Genomic DNA, 17,174 nt, shown 5'->3' on the forward strand with positions numbered 1-17,174 from the left:
TTCTCCCAGGTGGCGCGCCGCCCGGCGGTTCAGCCGGCGCGAAAAATCAGATGATCTTCCCAGTCGTCTTCCGGCACGCTGCCTTCGGCCAGCATACGTCCAGACTGGGAAATGCGTTCATGGTGCACGGCATCGCGATCGCCGCAGACCAGGTGGTGCCACAACGGCAAGTCCTTGCCCTCGCTGACCAGCCGATAACCGCAGGTCGGCGGCAGCCATTTGAACTCATCGGCCTTGCCCGGCGTGAGCTGGATGCAATCGGGCACGAACTCACGACGGTTGGGGTAGTCGGTGCACTGGCAGGTTTTCAGGTCCAGCAGTTTGCAGGCGATGCGGGTGTAGTAGACGCTGTTGTCATCTTCGTCTTCGAGCTTTTGCAGGCAGCACAGGCCACAGCCGTCGCACAGCGATTCCCATTCCTGGGGATCGAGCTGATCGAGGGTTTTGCGTATCCAGAACGGTTCGACTTTGGCGGCCATGGTTCGAGCATCAACATCAGGTGGTGAAAAGGCCGACAGTCTAGTGCCGGGGCCTCTTGAGGCCAAGCATTGGCGACTGTCGGTATACAGGGGCTTGTCAGGCCGGGCGGCGGGACGTAGGTTGCTTGATTGTCTTTCCACACTCGTGCCAGGTAAGCCCATGAGCGCCAACTCCCGTATTGCCGATTACGCGATCCACCCCCAGTTCATCGAACGCTGGTCGCCCCGCGCCTTTACCGGCGAAAGCATTGCCGAAGAAACCTTGCTGAGCTTCTTCGAAGCCGCACGCTGGGCCCCTTCGGCCTACAACTCCCAGCCTTGGCGTTTCCTGTACGCACGGCGCGACACGCCGAACTGGGAGCGTTTCCTGGGCTTGCTCAACGAGTTCAACCGCGGCTGGGCCCAACACGCCTCGGCGCTGGTGATCATCGTCTCGAAAACCACCTTCGCGGTGCCCGGCGCCACCGAGGAAACCCCGGCGCAGAGCCACACCTTCGACACCGGCGCGGCCTGGGGCCACCTGGCGCTGCAAGCCAGCCTCAGCGGCTGGCACACCCATGGCATGGCCGGTTTCGACCAGGAACTGACCCGCAAGGAACTGAAGATCCCGCAAGGCTACGCCCTGCACGCCGCCGTGGCGATTGGCAAGCTGGGGGACAAATCGACCCTGGCCGAATACCTCCAGGCCCGCGAAGTCCCAAGCCCACGCCGGCCGCTGAGCGAACTGGTGGCAGAAGGTGATTTCACCCTGTAACCCCTTTTATGCTCACTGAAATAACCACTGTGGGAGCGAGCCTGCTCGCGATGGCGCCAGATCAGCCACTTCGATGGCGACTGACACACCGCTATCGCGAGCAAGCTCGCTCCCACAATGGGTTCTGTGGCGAACGCATTTTTTGTGGCCACTGAAAAATCACTGTGGGAGCGGGCTTGCTCGCGAAAGCGGAGTCTCAGTCAGCATAAATGTTGAATGTGCCGGCCCTTTCGCGAGCAAGCCCGCTCCCACAATTTGATCGAGGATGGCTTCAATAGCCTCGGGCGAAATTCACTTCACCACGCAGTGCTTCGCCCGCCTGGTAGGCCCGCAGGTTATCCAGGAACAACTGCGCCATCATCGGTGGCGAAGTCGGTGCCGAACTGTGGCCGGTCAGCAGCAGGCCCCAGGCGGTCCAGAACGGATGGCGCTGCGGCAGCGGCTCCTGGCGGCAGACGTCGATCACCGCGCCGGCCAGGTGCCCTTCCTTCAGGGCTTGCACCAGGTCCGCGTCCACAACCGCTACGCCGCGGCCAACGTTGATGAACAACCCGGTCGGCTTGAACTGCTTGAACAGCGCCGCGTCGTAGATGTCATGGGTCTCTGGCGTGTTGGGCAGCAGATTGATCACGTAATCCACCTCGCCCACCAGCCGCGGCAGATCCTTCAGTGCCCCGACCTCGATGAACGGCGCCATTTCCCTGGCTTCGCTGGCGATGCCGTACAACTGCACGCCGAACGGCACCAGGAACTGCGCCACACGCTGGCCGATGTCCCCCGTCCCGACGATCAGCACCTTGCGTCCAGCCAGGCCTTGGCCCTGGCGGTTGTCCCACTTGCGCTCGACCTGGCTGACCAACCGGGCCAGCACCTCGCGCTCATGGCCGAGCATGTAGGTCAGCACATACTCAGCCATCACCTGGCCAAAAATGCCCACGGCACGGGTCAGGCGGTAATCGCGGCTCAAGCCATCGGCCAGCAGCGGCGTGATGCCCGCCCAGGTCGATTGCAGCCAGCGGGGCTGGTGGCCTTGACGCAACAGGGTGGCCAGCAGATCAGGCTGGCCGAGCCAGACCGGGCAATCGGTGGCGAGTCGCGACAGTTCGGCGGAATCGCCGCTGGTCAGCACTTCAATATCGGGTGCAGCCTGACGCAGAAGCTGGGCATACACCGCGTGATCGTGTTCGGCAATCAGAACGCGCATGAATCAAACCTTTCAAAAACAGTGCAGACGATCGCCGACAGAGTGTCGCTCCATCCTTGCGATCATCGTCAATAAATCATTCCGTTTTTCAAGAAGCGCCCAGGACAGGCGCCTCCAATACCATCAGACCGGGTCGTTGCGGCGCAACAACTCTTCGGGCAAATGCTCGATGTACTCGTCTTCGGCCGGTGGCATCTGCAAGTGATAGCCCTGGGTGTCGAGGTTTTCCAGCACTTTGTTGATGTCTTCCCGGGACAGCTCACGCTCGGGGCTCAGCACCAGGTCAAAGGCGTGGATCGCCTTGCCGAAGGCGGCCATCAATGGCTCGGGCACGCGCTCCAAGGCATCGCTCTTGAGCACATACAGGTACATCTCGTTTTTCTTCGAGCTGCGGTAGATGGAGCAGATACGTTTCAAGGCTGTTCTCCGGCAGTGGCCAGGCTGTCGAGCAGCGCCTGGCCCATCAATTCGCGGCGCCAGCCACGCAGCGAATCGGGCAATTGGTAAGGACCCTCGGGAAAGCCGCTCTTGATCAGCGCCTCGAGGGTTTTCTTGCGCAGCATCAGCTCCGGGGCAATGCCCAGGCGCTCGGCTTCAGCCTGCCCCAGCGCCCGCAGGCGCTTGACCAGGGCAGCGGCCTCGATGGGCAACGGCTCGGCCACGGCCGGCGGCCATTGCTCGGGCGGGATGCTGGCGGCGCGCTGGATCAGGTCCAGCAGAAACTGGCCGTCCTGGCGCACGGTACGCGGGTGCATGTCTTCGATTTTCGCCAGCGCGCCGAGGTTATCCGGCTGGGTGCGGGCCAGGGGCCACAGCGAATGCTCGCGGATGATGCGGTTGCGCGGCAGGTCACGGGCCCGCGCCTCACGTTCGCGCCAGGCGCACAGCTCGCGCAGCACGGCCAATTGGGCACGGGAAAGTTTCCAGGCCAGCTTCGCCTCGCGGTAGACCTCGTACGGGTCGACTTCGCGACGCAGGTTGGCCACCAGTTCGGCCCCATCCTCCAAGACCCAGCGGTATTTTTCGTCGGAAAGCTTCGGGCGCAGTTCTACGAAAACCTCCGCCAGATGCACCGCATCCTCTGCCGCATAGCTGATTTGCGTCTCGGACAGGGGCCGTTGCAACCAATCGGAACGGGTCTCGCCCTTGGGCAGCTCGATGCCCAGCACTTCCTGCACCAGCCGCGAATAGCCCATGGAGAAACCCAGGTTCAGGTAGGCGGCAGCCAATTGGGTATCGAACAGCGGCGCGGGCAGGCTACCGGTCAGGCGCAGCAGCACTTCAAGGTCTTCGCTGCAAGCGTGCAGCACCTTGAGCACCGCCGGGTTTTCCAGCAGAGCGGCCAACGGCTGCCAGTTGTCGATGGTCAAGGGGTCGATCAGGTAGGCACGCTTGCCGTCGCCAATCTGCAATAAGCCAGCAATGGGATAAAAGGTGTCGACCCGCATGAATTCGGTGTCGAGGGCGACGAATGGCAACTGCTGCCACTCGGCGCAAAACTGACCGAGGCTATCGTTGTCGCGAATCCAGTGAATATCGATGGCCACACGGCTCTCCCTTGAAGAATGGCGCGCAGTATATATCGCCGCTGGCGATTGCGAGCATCCATAGAGCAGCTGTCTGAGAGAAATCGCCTGCGAAAAAGCAAGAATAGTCCTACATCAAGAATTAACCGGTCTTACGCAATACATAAACACGCGTCAGCGCAAAACCGGGTAGGAAATCCTGGTACCAAAGCACGCTGAAACCCGCCTGGCGAAACTCGGCTTCGACATTGGCCTTGTCGGCCAGGCTGCGTTGCGGCACCTGGCCCATCTTGAGGCGCCCTTCGATTTTCACCGAAACGATCACCGTGTCGCGACTGACCCGATGAAACTCGCGCAACAGTACCAGGCGATGCTCGCTGGCGCGGAGGTGGCGAAACAGTTGCAAACAGAAAATACAATCCACTGCGTTGGCCGACAGCCCAAGGGTGAATGCCGAACTCGGGAAGGTCTTGACCCGCTGGAGCAACGTGTCGCCATGGTGGGTGAGCGCGTGTTCGAGCGTGTCCGGCGACGGGTCCGCCGCCAGGATCACCCGGTTGGCATGCTCGGCCAGCACCGGCCAGAACCGTCCTGCCCCACAGGCCACGTCCAGCACCAACCCCGGCTCGCCCGCCACCTTGAGGGCATTGCGAACCATTTGTTCGTCGCGCCAGAACGCCAGGCGCAAGCGGCGAGGCGCCGGTCGGCAGCAAACCTGCGCATGCTCCTGGTCATGCTGCCTGGCGAACTCAAGCTCGATGGTGGATGGGGGTAACCCGGACATACAAACGGCTCTTGGAAAAGGCTGGCTGACAGGTTAACCAACCCCGCGTGAAAAAAAGGTCCAGGCGTTCACTCCCGTGCCAGCACACCGTCAATCACCGCGCCGCGACAATTGGCGAACAGGTCCAGGTCGCGGTTGTAGACCTGGCTGTTGACTTCCAGCAACCCGAGCATCGAATGAAACAGGTTGTCCTGGCTCAAGGGCTTTTCACGACTCAGTTGCAGGCAATGGGTGTCGACCGAAAAGGACTTCTGGTAGCTGTCGGAGAACCAGGCCAGCATCGCCACGTGTTTCTGTTGTTCCGGGGCGAGCATGTAGGGCGTGCCATGGAGAAACAGGTTGTACTCGCCCAGGGACTCGCCATGGTCGGACAGGTACAGCATGGCCGTGTCGACCTTGTCCTGGTTGGCCCGCAGCAGATCGATCAGGGTCGACAGCACATGATCGGTGTACACCAGCGTGTTGTCGTAGCCATTGACGATGCTCTCGCGGCTGCAATTGTTCAGCGCATTGCTTTCGCACACCGGGGTGAAATGCTCGTATTCCTTGGGGTAGCGCTTGAAGTATTCCGGCCCGTGGCTGCCCATCTGGTGCAGCACCAGTACCGTGTCCTTGTCGAGGGTGTCGATGAAATGCTGCAGCCCCTGGAGCAGGATCTCATCGCGGCACTCACTGTTGGCGCACAGCGCCGGGTCCTTGAGGTTGCTGACATCCTGCAGCGTGACCCGGTCGCAGGTACCCTTGCAGCCAGATTGATTGTCCCGCCAGATCACCTCCAGCCCGGCGCGCTTGAGCACATCCAGCAAGCCCTCCTCATTCTTGGCCTTGCTGGCGTCGTAGTTCTTGCGCCCCATGTTGGAAAACATGCAGGGCACCGACACGGCGGTCTCGGTGCCGCAGGAATGCACGTCGGTGAAGGCGATCAGGCCGGCCTCCTTGTCCAATGTCGGCGTGGTGTCGCGGTGATAACCGAGGATGCCGAAGTTCTCGGCCCGGGCGCTCTCGCCCACCACCAGGACGGTCAGGGATTTACGGCCATGGGTTTGCCAGGCCGGGTTGCGACTCGCGTCCTCGCCCAAGGTGATGAACGGCTGCTTGGCCGACGCGACCTGTTCGCGCAAATACCCAAGCGAGGCACCGATGTAATTGCTCGGTACGACCATCAAGCGCAACTCGTGGTGGTTGCGAAACAGTGACGACAAACCTTGGTAGTTGACCAGGGCAACCACGCCGATCACCGCGGCCGAGGCCACGCCGACCAGTAACTTACTTAATAACTCCTTTGGCCAACGACGGTAGTTGATCGGGGTCTTGAACAACAACCAGCACGGCAAGACACCCAATAAGCCGATATAGACAAACAACTTCAACGACAACAGATCACGGACTTCCGTGGCATTGGTTTCAGCGAAGTTGCGCAACATGCCGGCATCGATCAGGACGCCGTATTGGGCCATGAAATACGCCACGCCGGCGCTGATCAGGAACAACAGCATCAGCACCGGCTTGAGCAGCGGACGGAAGGCTACGAGGGTCAACACCAGGTTGAACGCACAGAAAATCATCAGGCCAAATGCCACGCACATCAGCAGGCCCCGAGCGTCCGCCGTCGTGATCGCCAGCAAGTGTTGCCAGAGCACGAGGTTGAAGCCCACTAACAAAAAGGCACTGGCGGCCAGCGTCACCCACTCGGGGCGCACGGCTTTAATAGTCAGCATGAGGGTTGACGGCTTCCTGAAGTTGCTCTTTGAAAAAGAAGTGCCGCAGAAAACATGTAAAAAAGATGTTTTCTACGGCAACACAAACTTTAGGCAGCCCACCATCAATTTTTCGTGAAAAAGTTGCTGTTAAATAATTATTTAAGCTGCTGCTAGGCCTGATTCAGATACCACCGCCAATCCTGTTCCCCGACTTCCCTCATGAACTGCCGGTATTCGGCGCGCTTGACCGCCAGATAAACCCCCAGGAACGCCTCGCCAAACGCTTCCCGGGCCCAAGTCGAAGCCTCGAGGGCACGCAGGGTAGTGAGCCAGTCAGTGGGCAGCAGTTCGGTCGCCTGGGCGTAGCCGTTGCCTTCCACAGGTTTCCCGGGATCGCACTGTTCACGCAAGCCGTGATGGATGCCCGCCAATATCGCCGCGGCCGCCAGGTAAGGGTTGGCATCGGCGCCGCAAATACGATGCTCGATGTGCCGCGAGAACGCCGGGCCGCCCGGTACCCTCAGGCTCACGGTGCGGTTGTCCACGCCCCAGGTGGCGGCCAGCGGTGCGTAGCTGTTGCTTTGGAAGCGCCGGTAGGAGTTGGCGTTCGGGCAAAACATCAACAACGAATCGAGCAAAGTATCGAGCATCCCGCCCACGGCATGGCGCAACAGTGGCGTACCGTCGCCGGCTTCACTGGCAAACAGGTTGTGGCCATCGCGGTCGGCCAGGCTGACATGCATGTGCAGGCCGGAGCCCGCCAAGTGCTCGAACGGCTTGGCCATGAAACACGCCTGCATGCCGTGCTTGTGGGCCACGCCCTTGACCAGTCGTTTGTAGCGCACCGCTTCATCCATGGCTTGCAAGGCATCGCTGCGGTGTTCAAGGGTGATTTCCACTTGTCCCGGAGCGTATTCGGAAATCGCGGTCCGGGCCGGAATGCCTTGCAGCTTGCACGCGGCGTACAGGTCGGCGAGGAACGGCTCGATCTGCTCCAGTTCACGCAAACCATAGACCTGGGTGGCGCGGGGCCGACCACCGTCAGCGTCCCGCGCCGGTTGCGGCCGGCCTTGGCTGTCGCGCTGTGCGTCCAGCAGATAAAACTCCAGCTCCGCCGCCATCACCGGATAAAAACCGTCGGCCTGCAGGGCTTCGATCACCTGGCTGAGCAGATAACGCGGATCGGCGATGGTCGCTGGCATGCCTTCCTGGGGATGCATACTGACCTGCACCGCCGCCGTGGGAATCAACCGCCACGGCATGCGTTGCAAGCTGCCGCTGAGGGGATAGGCGCGGCAATCAATGTCGCCGACGTCCCACACCAGCCCGGAATTTTCCACATCATCGCCATTGAGGGTCAGCCCGAGAATCGTACTGGGCAGCGGCCGGCCACTTTCATAGACCGCCAACAACTCGTCCCGATGCAACAACTTGCCCCGGGGCACGCCGTTGTTATCGAGAATGAACAACTCGAACATCTCGATATCGGGGTTTTGCGCAAGGAACGCCTGGGCGTGTTGCACGGGTGCGAAAGACATCTTGGCAAGGCTCATGAGAAAACTCGTATTTCCGTGTCGGACGGGCGACAACGCGCCGTCAGTCTGTGCTCGCCATGAGCGAGCACCGTGATGTTCAACAGGAAAAACGAGTGTCCGGAGGACGCGCATGGCGACAATGCCAGAGCGCCCAAAAAGCCAGCTCGGAGGGCAGCGCACCAAGGGAGGGAGCCATGGCAGGCGTGCATCTGCCGACCGGATCGACTGCGGCGGATGGAGGGTATTGCACTGCCAGGGGCCAAGCGTCCATGAGCGCATCACAGGAAACACATCGGGCAAGCGTCCCACGGCACCTTGGGCGGTTAAACATGGATTTGATGAAGCTTGGATCACCGCTAACTAAACTTAAGCAAACGAGTCGGTCGTTGATCGACACGTCGTGTTCCCTACACTATCTGTCCCGTTCCCGACCATGAAAGCGCCTGCCTGGCATTCTCTTGGCACCATCGTTCCGTTACGATCGTCAGCCTGGTTTGCGCAAGATCCGCGCAAGGAAGCGAGTGAGAGACAGAACGGATGCTGAACAGTAACGCCCTCAGAAAGCTCGACATGCAGGACCTCATGGTGTTTAGCGCCGTGTACGAGCAAAGCAGTGTCACCGGTGTGTCCGAGGCCCTGTGCGTCAGCCAGTCAACCGTCAGTTATTGCCTCAAGAAACTGCGAACCTGTTTCGAGGACGAACTGTTTATCAACACCCGCACCGGCATGCGCCCCACCTGCAAGGCCGAGGGCATGTACAACCATGTGCGCGCCATTTTGCAAAGCATCAACCTTTGCCATGCCGGTCCGCCGACCTTTGATCCGACCCGGCAAGCCGTCACCTTCAACATCTGCGCACCAGAATATTTCGAACACCTGATCCTGCCGCAGCTGCTGCAAGGCTTCGATTACGCCAATTTGCCGGTGGTGGTGAACGTGCACAAACTTGAAGCCGACATTCCCGCCGAGGAATTGCGCGACGGCAGCCTGGACTTGGTGATCTGCTTCGGCCCGAACGTTCACGGCGACCATGCCGATTTAAGATCCCGGCAGTTGCTGGAGGAAGATTGGGTCTGCGTCATGGACAAACGGGCGACGCCACTTGAGCCGCAACTGAGCCTTCAATCTTTCGTACAGCGCCGACACGTGTTTGCGAAGCCTTGGGCGTCAGCGAGCAACAGGGTGGACGGCTGGCTGTCGCGGCAGGCCCATCACCGGCAAGTCGCCGCGCGCGCCAACAGCTACAGTGCCGCGCTGAAGATGATCACCGGGACTGACTTCATCCTGACCCTGCCCCGGCGCATCCAGAAACTGCTGGCCAATGAGGCGATCTTCAATTACCACGAAGCGCCCAAGGGCTTGCCGGGGTTGACCTTGGACATGCAATGGAGCCAGGCCGCCGATCAGGACAGTGCCAACACCTGGCTACGCGAACAGATCATCAAGGCCTGCGCCCACGCAACGCCTGCGCGTCATTGACCGATCAAGGCCTTAGCATAGGGCTCGCGGTCGATGTCGAGGATCTCAACGCACAATTGCACGCTGACTTCGGCCGGCCATGGCCCCAGGTCCTGGATCACCGCCAGCAGGCTTTCGGCCAATTGCTTCTTGATTTCCGGCGAACGGCCACTGAGCAGGGCCAGCTTCACGTGCACGAAACCCCGCTCGCCCATCCCTGTACCCACCCGGAACGTCTCCAGTTTCACGGCCCGGCTCTTGATGTCGTGCTCGGCGGAAAATTGACCGGAGGCCACCAGCGCATTGTTCAGGCGCAGCAATGCGACTTCGGCCTTCAGCTCGGGCAGGTTGGCGGTGTACTCCATGTGCAGGTGAGGCATGTGTTCGACTCCGATTCGAAAAATATGACGAGGTGGTTTCAGCGGTCACAACCTTACCTCGACTTTATTCTTTGGGGCAGGATTTTGTTTCGCGGCAGGCCGGTGTCAAGGTTGTGCCAAGGGCCCGCGCTCGCCCATGAAGGCCTCCAACCGCGAGCGCAACCAGCGCTCGGCCGGGTCACTGTCGACATGACTCAACCAGACCATGGATAAATCCAGGGTCGGGGTCTTGAAGGGAAAGGGTTCGTTGAACAGTTGCCCCGAGGCCGCCATGGCGGCGGCGGTATAGTCCGGCAGGCTGGCGATCAGGTCAGTACCGGCCAGCAACGCCGGCAATGCGCTGTATTGCGGCACCGACAACACGACCTGGCGCTTGCGCCCGATCTCCGCCAGCCATTCGTCAGCGAACCCGGCGACGTTGGCGGTATGGGACACCAGCACATGAGGCCGCGAGCAGTATTCGTCCAGGGTCAGCGGCGTGTCCGACGCATCGGCGCGCAACACGCGGGGTTGGATATGGCGCAACAGCTTGCGCTTGGCGTTGGCCGGCAGGCCGCGCGTCTGGCTGATGCCCACGGTGATGTCGCCCGATGCCAGCAAATCGGGGATGCGCCAGTAATCGACATGCTGGACCACAAACACGATTTGCGGCGCCTCTTGCCGCAGGCTGCTCAACAGGGGCGGCAACAGGCCGAACTCGACGTCGTCCGACAGGCCGATGCGGAATGTCATGGCGCTGTTGGCGGGATCGAAATCGTGGGTCAGGCTCAACGCCACCGACAGCGAATCGAGCGCCGGCGAGAGGTGCTGGATGATTTCCTCGGCCCGGGCCGTCGGCTCCATGCGGTGGCCGACGCGAATGAACAGCGGATCGTTGAACATCTTGCGCAGACGATTGAGGGCCGAGCTGATGGTCGGTTGGCCCAGGAACAGTTTTTCCGCCACCCGTGTCACGTTGCGCTCAAGCATCAACGTTTCGAACACCACCATCAGGTTGATGTCGGCCTTGCGCAATTCGTTGCGGTTCATCCACTGCCCCTCGACTCCTTGATTGGGTGCAGTGTAGAAACGCAGGGATTGTGCGTCTATGCGCTAAAAGTCCAGTCGCCTGCTTTTGTGGCGAGGGAGCTTGCTCCCGCTCGGTTGCGCAGCAACCGCAAAATATTGGGGCCGCTTCGCAGCCCAGCGGGAGCAAGCTCCCTCGCCACAATGAGTAAGCCATTGTGAAGTGGAAAACTACTTAACAGTCAGCGACTTCAACCCCAACGCCATGACGCGCTCATCACTCCCCAACCCCAGCGCCTTGGGACTGATGGCATCGGGCAAATGGAACCGCACCCGCACTCGCCCATCCGCACCCATCGTTTCGCGAATGGCTGCCGTCAGAGGCAGTTCCAACGTGTTGTCCTGCAGTCGGTTGAACTGCGTCGCCAGCGCCGCAACGCCGTTGATCGACACCTCCACCCGTTGGCGCGTGTGCGAGGGCTGCACGAACGCCGCGGCTTCGATCGAGAGGGCACGCGCTTCTGGCGGTATGCGTAAAACAACCTCAGCCTCAGGCCCTTCCGACCAGGTGCCCCAATCCTCGACCCGTCCCCAGCCATTGGCCAACATCGCGTTGGTTCGGCTGAACACTTGCCGCTCACCGAGCTTGACCTGCATGTCCAGTGTTTCATCGGCGAACGGTGGGCATTGGGCGCATGTCTTCCAGCCCGGCGCCAGCACCACCAGGCCATCGATACGGGTCAACAGGTCGGTCTGGCGATTGACGGTTTTCGCCGCCTGGAGCGCGGCGCCAGGGTCGAGGATGTACAGCGAATCCGCGGCGTACTGGCCGCTGGCAAGCATCTGCTCGGCGTGTCGCTGGGCTCGCTCGATCGCCCGGTCACTCATGCGCCCCAAGTACACGCCATCGGTTTCCAGGCCGTGCGTCAGGGCGTATTGGCTGGTCAGCAGCCAGTTGTCCGGCTGGTTCTGCGGCAATAACGTGCGGACTTTCGAATAATGACCGGCCGCACTGGCCCAGAACGGATCATTCAGGGGCGTAGGCCAACTCGAGGCCGCCGGCGTCATCCGGCTCTGGCGCAGGCCGGCCCATCCCGCGCGGGTATCCAGGGCCTGCACCACCAAGGCCATGGCTAGCAGACACGCCGCCGTCCGGGGTTTGTTGCCGCGGATCACCAGGAAAATCACCGCAAATATGATGGCGTAGAACACCGGCCAGAACATCCGGCCGGCCGCGCGAAAGACGTTCGCCACAAGCTCAAGGGGTTTGGGTAGCCAGTAATGCACGTTCTGCATGCCGATGCCGAGATGGTTGGTCAGCGAAAACAACGTCAGCCCGATCAATGCCCACAGCAACAGGCGCCTGTGGCGCACGGCATTCACCAAACCGGTGTTGCCTTGCAGCAAAGCCACGCCGGCGCAGATCGCCAGCATGAGGACGCCCAATCCCAGGTAATTGAAACCTTCGTAGTCCCCGGGGCCCTGGGGCATATCGCGCAAGGTGTAGGACCAGCCGCTAGGGTTGACCAGCGACATCACATTCAGGCGATACAGCCCAAAACCACCGGCCACGGTCCCGCCACCCACGCTGAAATACCCCGCCTGCCAACAACAGAACGCCACCAGCACAAACAAGCCGCCCAGCTCGATCAAGGCATCACGCCGGGACAACCGCCCCTTCATGGCCTGGCTGGCAAGGTCGGCCAGCCAGATCAACGCCACCATCGCCAACAAATACGCATGCACCAGCGCCGTGGCGGCCAACAGCACGCCCCAGGCCAGCCGCCGCTTCTGCAAGTCGGGCCGCAGCGCCAGGTACAGGGCCGCCAGGATCAGAAAATGCCCGGACAGCGACAAGTGCCCGCCCATGCGCAGAAACATCGGCGGCGAAAACACAAATAACCCAGTACCCAACAGCCTGATCCACAGCGACGGCGTCAGCAGTCCGACGAGTTTCCAGGCGAACCAGGCCTGCAGGACGAAACAGGTCAGCAACCACAGGCCAAAATACTGGAACGTCTCGGGAAGCCAGGCGTTGAAGGGTTTGAACAAGAACGCCAGCAACGGATTGGAGTCGGAAAAAATGATGCCGTTGCCCAACTCCAGACCATAGGAAGGGTTCATGCCCAACGGAAAGGTCCAGGGTGAACTGCGGAAAAACGCCCAGCCCATGTAATGGGTCGCCGCATCGCCCTCCCCCAGCCAGGCGATGTTGGTCGGATCCAGCACCCGAGGACCGATCACCAACAGGAACGCCAGCGCGCCCAACAATATGGGCAACAAGGAAACCGGGAAACGCTGACTACGAAGGGTCATCGGTACGTCCAGAAATTATGCAGGATGAAGGTGTACACCGGGATGATCAGCGCCACGGCCGCGATGCCCGCCAGGTAACCCAGGCCGACGCGCTGGGCCACCCAGGCCACCAGCATCGCCAGCCCCAACCCGCCGATCGAGACCACCACGAAACGGCCGAGGGTGCGGCCATGCAAGCGGCTGGAAAAACTCCAGAGGGTGTTGATCAGGTACGACACCACGGTCGCCACGACAAAGGCGAAACCATTGGCCAATGGCGGGTTGGCCAGGACCAGGTGCACGAACGACACGGCCGTCACCACGTGGATGCCAGTGACGAGCAGGCCGGTCATGGCAAAACGCAAGGCACGTCGCAGCAAGGGCGAGTGCGTCCAGGTCACGGCTTCTGCGCCAGGCAGAACACCGTCAGGCCGGCGATGCGATTGGCCCCCATGAATGGACGCTCCAGGCTGCACAGCGTCCTCAACACGCCATTGACCAGCGGATGATGCCGCGCCAGCTGCGACTTGGCCGGCGCCCCGGCGGCGTTGCGCTGCCACAGGCGCAGGCCGGCGGCAATGGGAAACACCAGGCCGAAGTAGTACGCACCTTGCTGCACCTGCAACCCCGCCTGCGCCACGACGCTCTCCAACTGCTTGAGGGTATAGCGGCGCTTGTGCTCGAGAAAATCGTCATGCCCACTCCAGAGGAACTGGAACGCCGGCACGGTGATCAGGAAACGGCTGCCGGACGGCACCTTGTCGACATAGGCCTTGAGCAGGCCCACGTCATCGTCCACGTGCTCCAGCACATCCATCAGCAACACCAGGTCGGCGTCCAGCGTGTCGATGGCGCGTCGGTAGCGGACCGGTTTACCGGCGGTGCTGGCGTCGGAGTCGGCCGGGTAGCTGATGTCCACGCACCAGGCCTGGGCGGTTGCGGTATGGGTCAACAAGTGATGGGAAAAAAAGCCCGACCCAGCGCCCACGTCCAGCAGCGTACTGGCGGAGGTGCCCTTGAGCATATGGAGCATGGCCCGCGCTTTCGACCGGTAGTACCAGTGCTGCTCGATATCGGGACCGAGGATGTCGGTTTCCTTGAGGTCCATGGTCAGTCCTTGGCGTCATAGATGCGCCGCACCAGGAAAACCGGTCGACGCTTGGATTCGATATAGGTGCGGCCCAGGTATTCACCCAACACGCCGATGCCGATCAATTGCAACCCGCCCAGGAAGGTGACCGCGACCATCAGCGAGGCATAGCCCGGCAGGTCGACCCCGGAAATCAGGGTCCGCAACACGATGAAAATGGCGAACGCAAAGGACACCAGCGAGACGCAAAGCCCCAGGTACGTCCAGATACGCAGCGGTTCGGTGCTGAAGCTGGTGATGCCTTCGAGGGCAAAATTCCACAAGCGCCAGCCATTGAACTTGCTTTCTCCGGCGCTGCGCTCAGGCCTGACGTAGTCCACGTAGGTGGTCCGGAAACCCACCCAGGCAAACAACCCTTTCATGAAGCGCCGCGATTCCGGCAGGGTTAGCAAGGCATCGACCACGCAGCGATCCATCAAGCGAAAATCGCCGACATTTTCCGGCAGCTTGTGGTCGGCGATTTTGTTGTGCAGTCGGTAGAAGCCGTTGGCGGACACCTGTTTGGCCCAGGAATCGGAGTCGCGATTGATCCGATGACCCAACACCACTTCGGCGCCGTTGCGCCAATGGGCGATCATTTCCAGGATCACTTCGGGAGGATCCTGCAGATCGACATCGATCGGCACCACCGCCTGGCCACGGGCGGCTTGCAGGCCGGCACTCAAGGCCGCCTCCTTGCCGAAATTGCGACTCAGGTCGACGATCCGGATGCGCGGGTCGGCCTTCTGCCTGTCCAGCAGCAACACCAACGTATCGTCGCCACTGCCGTCGTTGACGAACACCAGCTCCAGGCTCACCAGTGATTCATCGGCAAAGACCTGGTCGATCCGGGCCATGAACAAATCGATGGACTGGGCTTCGTTGAAGACCGGGATGACAAGCGAAAGCGTTAGACGACCTTGTAGATCCACTCCTGGATATTCAGTCACTTGATGGCTCTTTTTCTTATAGTGTTTTCAGTCCCTTCGGGCTTCCGGCCCTAGGCGTCGAAACGTATTAAGCAGGACCAGACAGGGCAACGCAAGGATCCACCCCGAACTTCCAGCCGACCACATGTTCGCAACATGACTTTCCCCATGGAAATGGTCAAGTGCCCGATCCGGCAATATTCGATAACCAATGGAAACGATTTTCCCGTAGCCAAAACCACCCACTTGGCTAGGCTTGCAGCCACATGTCCAACGCATGTCTTGAGTGAATCAATCGCAGGGAGCGAACCGATGTACTTTGAAATCTATCGACAGACCCGAGGCACCCCGAGCACCGGAAAAGGCCAATGGCGCTGGCGCTTGAGGGCCGGCAACCACGAAACGATCGCCAGTGGCGAATCCTATGTGAACAAGAGTGACTGCCTTCATGTGATCGGGCTGATCAAGAATGCCCAGGGTGAGACGCCGGTAAAAGAGATCTGAACTGTGGCGAGGGAGCTTGCTCCCGCTGGGCTGCGAAGCGGCCCTATGATTTTGCGGTCGCTGCGCAACCGAGCGGGAGCAAGCTCCCTCGCCACAGGTTCAATCCTCTCAAGTGAACGGGCGTTGCAACCTGAGCCGTTTTTTTCTGTGACGAAAGTTTCCAGGCAGGTAGGGTATGCGGACAAAAAGCAGGAGGCCCGGAGCAATGACTCGACCCATCCACAACCGCGACTGGCTGGTGCGAGCACCCGAATCGAGGAAAATGGAACGCATCGAGGCTTATTTCAGTGGCCATGGCTACAGCACCCATCGCCATGACACCTACGCCATCGGCATCACGCTTTCGGGCGTGCAGAGCTTCAACTATCGCCACAGCAAACGCCACAGCCAGCCCGGCGGCACCATCGTGCTGCACCCGGACGAGGTACACGATGGCGAAGCCGGGACGCGCGAGGGCTTTCGCTACCGGATGTTCTACATAGAACCGTCGATGATCCAGCACGTACTGGGAGGCAAGCCATTGCCTTTCATCGAAGGTGGATTGTCCAACGACCTTCACCTCAACATCGCGACCCGCCGATTGTTGAACAGCCTGGATCACCCCCTCGACCCGCTGGAGGAAGAGGACGCCATCTACGACGTGGCCCAGGCGCTCGACCTTGCGGCGGGCAATCGGCGTGGACGGCGATTGATCGACTACCCGGCAGCAGAGCGTGCCCGCCTGTTCATTCACGATGCCCTCGACCAGGTGATCACCCTGGACGACCTGGTGCAGGCAAGCGGCAGGGATCGATGGAGCCTGTCCCGGGATTTCCGGGCGCTGTACGGCACCAGCCCCTATCGCTACATCACCCAGCGTCGCTTGCATGAAGCCCGGCGGCTGGCATTCCACGGCACGCCATTGAGCGAAGTGGCCCTGGCCTGTGGTTTTTTCGATCAAAGCCACATGACCCGGCTGCATACCCAGGCCTTTGGCATCTCACCGGCACGCTGGCTGAACATGCTGCGCTAAGGCATCGACTGCGCGCGGCAAAAAGCTGCACGATCATCCAATACGCACGTTGGCTCGAACAATAAAGTAGGACGCACCACCCACCCAGGAGCATGCCTCGATGACCCGCTATTGCCCCATCAACTTCGCTCAGAAATACACCCTGTTCCAGGAACAGTGGACGCCAAAAGTCGTGGCCGAAATGAACGACTACCAATTCAAGCTCGCCCGGCTCGAAGGTGATTTCGTCTGGCACACCCACGCCGACACCGATGAAACCTTCATCGTGCTGGAAGGCGAGCTGCGTATCGACTTTCGCGATGGCGCGGTGACCCTTGGCCCAGGCGAGATGTACGTGGTCAAAAAAGGCGTCGAGCACAAGCCCAGCGCCGCGCAGGAAGTGAAACTGCTGTTGATCGAGCCTCGCGGCGTCATCAATACCGGCGAAGAAACCAATGAGCGAACGGCGGTCAATGATGTGTGGATCTGACTGAGCCAGCC

General features: G+C 60.8%; 18 protein-coding genes. 5 read left to right on the top strand and 13 right to left on the bottom strand.

Annotated features, from left to right (window positions below; genetic code table 11):
* Nucleotides 1-29 precede the first annotated feature (29 nt).
* The gene (locus tag M1D99_RS22600; RefSeq protein ID WP_413794475.1) at nt 30-479 is read right to left on the bottom strand and encodes a YcgN family cysteine cluster protein; all 450 of its coding nucleotides are present in this window, start codon (nt 477-479) and stop codon (nt 30-32) included.
* A gap of 160 nt (nt 480-639) precedes the next feature.
* Between M1D99_RS22600 and M1D99_RS22605 the strand changes: the two genes are divergently transcribed.
* On the top strand, nt 640-1,233 hold the full coding sequence (locus M1D99_RS22605) for a nitroreductase family protein (protein ID WP_186704571.1): 594 nt from the start codon (nt 640-642) through the stop codon (nt 1,231-1,233).
* Nucleotides 1,234-1,504: 271 nt separating this feature from the next.
* On the opposite strand, the gene M1D99_RS22610 is transcribed toward M1D99_RS22605, so the two are convergent.
* From M1D99_RS22610 to M1D99_RS22635, 6 genes are all read right to left on the bottom strand, one after another.
* Nucleotides 1,505-2,437: a D-2-hydroxyacid dehydrogenase gene (locus M1D99_RS22610; RefSeq protein WP_434571805.1), complete on the bottom strand. Its 933-nt coding sequence runs from the start codon at nt 2,435-2,437 to the stop codon at nt 1,505-1,507.
* Between the two features lie 123 nt (nt 2,438-2,560).
* On the bottom strand, nt 2,561-2,854 hold the full coding sequence (locus M1D99_RS22615) for a YcgL domain-containing protein (protein WP_186704569.1): 294 nt from the start codon (nt 2,852-2,854) through the stop codon (nt 2,561-2,563).
* Nucleotides 2,851-3,984, bottom strand: a complete 1,134-nt coding sequence (gene rnd / locus M1D99_RS22620) for a ribonuclease D (protein WP_186704568.1) — start codon at nt 3,982-3,984, stop codon at nt 2,851-2,853. The genes M1D99_RS22615 and rnd overlap by 4 nt, the downstream gene beginning before the upstream one ends.
* 121 nt (nt 3,985-4,105) lie before the next feature.
* Nucleotides 4,106-4,747 (bottom strand): class I SAM-dependent methyltransferase, encoded by a 642-nt coding sequence (locus tag M1D99_RS22625; protein WP_434571807.1) that lies wholly within the window; start codon nt 4,745-4,747, stop codon nt 4,106-4,108.
* A gap of 68 nt (nt 4,748-4,815) precedes the next feature.
* A complete protein-coding gene (locus M1D99_RS22630) occupies nt 4,816-6,465 on the bottom strand; it encodes a phosphoethanolamine transferase (RefSeq protein WP_186704566.1) in 1,650 nt (549 codons plus the stop codon).
* Between the two features lie 152 nt (nt 6,466-6,617).
* Nucleotides 6,618-7,985, bottom strand: coding sequence for a glutamine synthetase family protein (locus M1D99_RS22635; protein ID WP_434576592.1), 1,368 nt, complete (start codon nt 7,983-7,985; stop codon nt 6,618-6,620).
* Nucleotides 7,986-8,519: 534 nt separating this feature from the next.
* On the opposite strand from M1D99_RS22635, the gene M1D99_RS22640 reads away from it, so the two are divergent.
* Nucleotides 8,520-9,461 (top strand): LysR substrate-binding domain-containing protein, encoded by a 942-nt coding sequence (locus M1D99_RS22640; protein WP_458130807.1) that lies wholly within the window; start codon nt 8,520-8,522, stop codon nt 9,459-9,461.
* Here the strand turns inward: M1D99_RS22640 and M1D99_RS22645 are convergent.
* The 6 genes from M1D99_RS22645 to M1D99_RS22670 all read right to left on the bottom strand — a co-directional run bounded on the left by M1D99_RS22645 (nt 9,455) and on the right by M1D99_RS22670 (nt 15,199).
* Nucleotides 9,455-9,820 carry a 5-carboxymethyl-2-hydroxymuconate Delta-isomerase gene (locus M1D99_RS22645; RefSeq protein WP_207965379.1) on the bottom strand — a complete coding sequence of 122 codons (366 nt, stop codon included), beginning with the start codon at nt 9,818-9,820 and terminating at the stop codon, nt 9,455-9,457. The two genes, M1D99_RS22640 and M1D99_RS22645, sit on opposite strands and share 7 nt — an antisense overlap.
* Before the next feature lie 105 nt (nt 9,821-9,925).
* On the bottom strand, nt 9,926-10,849 hold the full coding sequence (locus M1D99_RS22650; RefSeq protein WP_186704563.1) for a LysR family transcriptional regulator: 924 nt from the start codon (nt 10,847-10,849) through the stop codon (nt 9,926-9,928).
* 207 nt (nt 10,850-11,056) lie between these two features.
* On the bottom strand, nt 11,057-13,141 hold the full coding sequence (locus tag M1D99_RS22655) for a DUF6311 domain-containing protein (protein WP_458130808.1): 2,085 nt from the start codon (nt 13,139-13,141) through the stop codon (nt 11,057-11,059).
* A complete protein-coding gene (locus M1D99_RS22660; protein ID WP_458132160.1) occupies nt 13,138-13,473 on the bottom strand; it encodes a GtrA family protein in 336 nt (111 codons plus the stop codon). Before M1D99_RS22660 ends, M1D99_RS22655 begins: the two co-directional genes overlap by 4 nt.
* Before the next feature lie 44 nt (nt 13,474-13,517).
* Nucleotides 13,518-14,228 (bottom strand): class I SAM-dependent methyltransferase, encoded by a 711-nt coding sequence (locus M1D99_RS22665; RefSeq protein ID WP_458130809.1) that lies wholly within the window; start codon nt 14,226-14,228, stop codon nt 13,518-13,520.
* 2 nt (nt 14,229-14,230) lie between these two features.
* A complete protein-coding gene (locus M1D99_RS22670) occupies nt 14,231-15,199 on the bottom strand; it encodes a glycosyltransferase (RefSeq protein ID WP_186704560.1) in 969 nt (322 codons plus the stop codon).
* Between the two features lie 291 nt (nt 15,200-15,490).
* On the opposite strand from M1D99_RS22670, the gene M1D99_RS22675 reads away from it, so the two are divergent.
* From M1D99_RS22675 to M1D99_RS22685, 3 genes are all read left to right on the top strand, one after another.
* Nucleotides 15,491-15,682: a YegP family protein gene (locus M1D99_RS22675; RefSeq protein ID WP_434571813.1), complete on the top strand. Its 192-nt coding sequence runs from the start codon at nt 15,491-15,493 to the stop codon at nt 15,680-15,682.
* Nucleotides 15,683-15,887: 205 nt separating this feature from the next.
* A complete protein-coding gene (locus tag M1D99_RS22680; RefSeq protein ID WP_434571815.1) occupies nt 15,888-16,694 on the top strand; it encodes an AraC family transcriptional regulator in 807 nt (268 codons plus the stop codon).
* 100 nt (nt 16,695-16,794) lie between these two features.
* On the top strand, nt 16,795-17,163 hold the full coding sequence (locus M1D99_RS22685) for a cupin domain-containing protein (protein ID WP_186704558.1): 369 nt from the start codon (nt 16,795-16,797) through the stop codon (nt 17,161-17,163).
* Nucleotides 17,164-17,174 lie beyond the last annotated feature (11 nt).

The sequence above is a fragment of the Pseudomonas sp. R3-41 genome (assembly GCF_054161485.1).